Annotated in this window: 3 protein-coding genes; all 3 read right to left on the reverse strand. The window is 74.7% G+C overall.

What is annotated here, in order from left to right:
- Positions 1-107 precede the first annotated feature (107 nt).
- Positions 108-842: an FAD:protein FMN transferase gene (locus CCN42_RS38480; RefSeq protein ID WP_086741860.1), complete on the reverse strand. Its 735-nt coding sequence runs from the start codon at positions 840-842 to the stop codon at positions 108-110.
- A gap of 1 nt (position 843) precedes the next feature.
- On the reverse strand, positions 844-1,272 hold the full coding sequence (locus CCN42_RS38485) for an FMN-binding protein (protein WP_086741861.1): 429 nt from the start codon (positions 1,270-1,272) through the stop codon (positions 844-846).
- A gap of 18 nt (positions 1,273-1,290) precedes the next feature.
- Positions 1,291-2,269: ferredoxin reductase family protein (locus CCN42_RS38490; protein ID WP_086741862.1), on the reverse strand; the 979-nt coding region annotated here is incomplete at its 5' end.

Below are 2,269 nucleotides of genomic sequence, written 5' to 3' on the forward strand. Positions count from 1 at the left end.
CCCCGGCATCGAGATCCTCTCGCCCCGGCATCAGACCATTTCCGCCCCGGCACGGAACCGTTTCCGCTCCCGGCGCCGAGCGCTGTCCGGTCACCGGGGCGCAGGCCTCAGGCCGCCGCCGGGCCCGCCAGCGGCATCCCCGCCGTACGCCGCACCCTGCGCTCCGCGTCGATCGCGTACACCTCGCAGCCGGGCTGCCCCGCGGCCCAGGCGATACCGGCCGGGCCCAGGGCGAAGGCGGCGGTGGCGACGGTGTCGGCCTCGGTGAGGGTGGCGGCGACGACGGTGACGCCGAGGAGGCCGGCCGCGGGGCGGCCGGTGCGGGCGTCGAGGATGTGGTCACCGCGTTCGTAGCGGCCGGAGGTGGCGACCGCGCCCGTGGTGAGCTCCAGCACCGCGCACACCCGGCCGGCCTGCTCGGGGTGGCGTACGCCGATCCGCCAGGGCCCGCCCGCGACGACCACGTCGCCCCCGGCGTTGAGGCAGAACCGCCGTACCCCGGCACCGGTCAGCAGATCCGCCGCCCGCTGCACCGACCAGCCCTTGACCACCGCGCACGGGTCGAGGCCCCGGCCGGGCACCCGGACGTCGAAGGCGCCGCCGGTGGCGGCCCGGTACCGCTCGCCGATGGCCAGCACCTCGGCGAGGCCGGCGCTGACCTCCCCGGGCGCGATCTCGCCCCGGTCCAGCCGGGACACCTCGCTGTCCGGCCGGAACGGGCTGAACCGTTCGTCGGCCTCGCGCAGCCACGCGTAAACGCGGTCGGGCAGCCCTTCCGGGATCTCGGGGTCGTCGATCCGCAGCGAGACGGGGAAGCCCATGACGTGCTCGACGCGCCGCACCTCAGGCTCCTCTCGCGTCGAGTGCGGCCTGCAGCGACTGCTTGTAGCCCTCGCTGGTGACGGTCGCGCCCGTCACCGAGTCGATGTCCGCGCTCTGCGCCTCCAGGGTCTCCTCGATCAGCACCGGTACGGCGTTCGTGGTCTGCGGGTGGTTCGGCTGCCGCAGCATGCGCACCGACGTGATCCGCTCCCCCTCGAACGTCACCTCCACCTGCACATCGCCCTTCTCGGTGGCGACGGTGGAGCCCGCCACCACGGCGGAGGCGGACGGGGAGGAAGAGGAGGAAGAGGACGGCGGAGCCGACGCGGACGGGGTCGGGGCGGCGACGGTCCCGTCCGGGGACGACGAGGCCTCCTGGGACGGGGCGTACCGCCAGACGGGGATCAGTCCGGCGACCGTCAGGACCAGGACGGGCAGTGCTCGTTTCACGGTGTCTCCCCCTGCCGCTCAGCCGGCCAGGCTGAAGCGCTCGAAGTGGATCTGCGTCCCCGGTACGCCCAGTTCGCGCAGGCTGCGCCGGACGGCGGCGGTCATGCCCGGCGGCCCGCAGAGGTAGACGTCCCGGCCGGCGATGTCGGGGACGAGCCGGGCCAGCTCGGCGGGGGCCAGCTGGTCGGGGATGGCGGGGCCGGTGACCAGGTACAGCTCGGCGCCCTTGGCGTGGGCCAGTTCGCGCAGTTCGTCGTGGAGCACGGCGTCCCGTTCGGTGGCGACCCGGTGGATGACGACGGCGTGGCCGTGCAGTTCCTCGAGGAGCGCCCGGATGGGGGTCACGCCCACGCCGCCCGCCACGAGGACGGCGTCGGGACGGGTGCGGTGCAGCGTGGTGAACGCCCCGTAGGGGCCCTCGGCGAAGACCCGGGTGCCGGGCCGGAGGTGGCGCAGGGCGGCGCTCCCGTCGCCGGCCGCCTTCACGGTGAGCCGGAGGGTGCGGCCGTCGGGCGCCGCCGACAGGGAGAACGGGTTGGCCTGCCACCAGCGGTCGCGGGTGAGGAACCGCCAGAGGAAGAACTGGCCGGCCCGGGCGGGCAGCCGGTCCAGGTCGCGGCCGGTGATGTAGACGGAGACGACGTCGTCGTTCTCGGGGACGACGGCCGAGACCCGCAGCCGGTGGCGCAGGTTGCGCCACAGCGGCAGCACCAGTCGGCCGAGCAGCACCGAGCCCAGGGCGACGCTCCACAGGGTCCACCAGTAGGCGGTGGCGGCGGGCGAGGCGACGAACGTGGTGCCGACGGCGACCTGGTGGGTGAAGGCGAGGACGACCGCGAGGTAGGTGTAGAGGTGGAGGAAGTGCCAGGTCTCGTAGGCCAGCCGACGGCGGGCGAAGCGGGCCGAGACGGTGCCGACGACGAGGATCAGGGCGAGGGCGACGACCGCGCGGAGCACGCCTTCGACGGTCTCGGCGAGGTCGACCAGCTGGTCGACC

Source organism: Streptomyces glaucescens (assembly GCF_002154375.1).
Taxonomy (GTDB): Bacteria; Actinomycetota; Actinomycetes; order Streptomycetales; family Streptomycetaceae; genus Streptomyces; species Streptomyces glaucescens.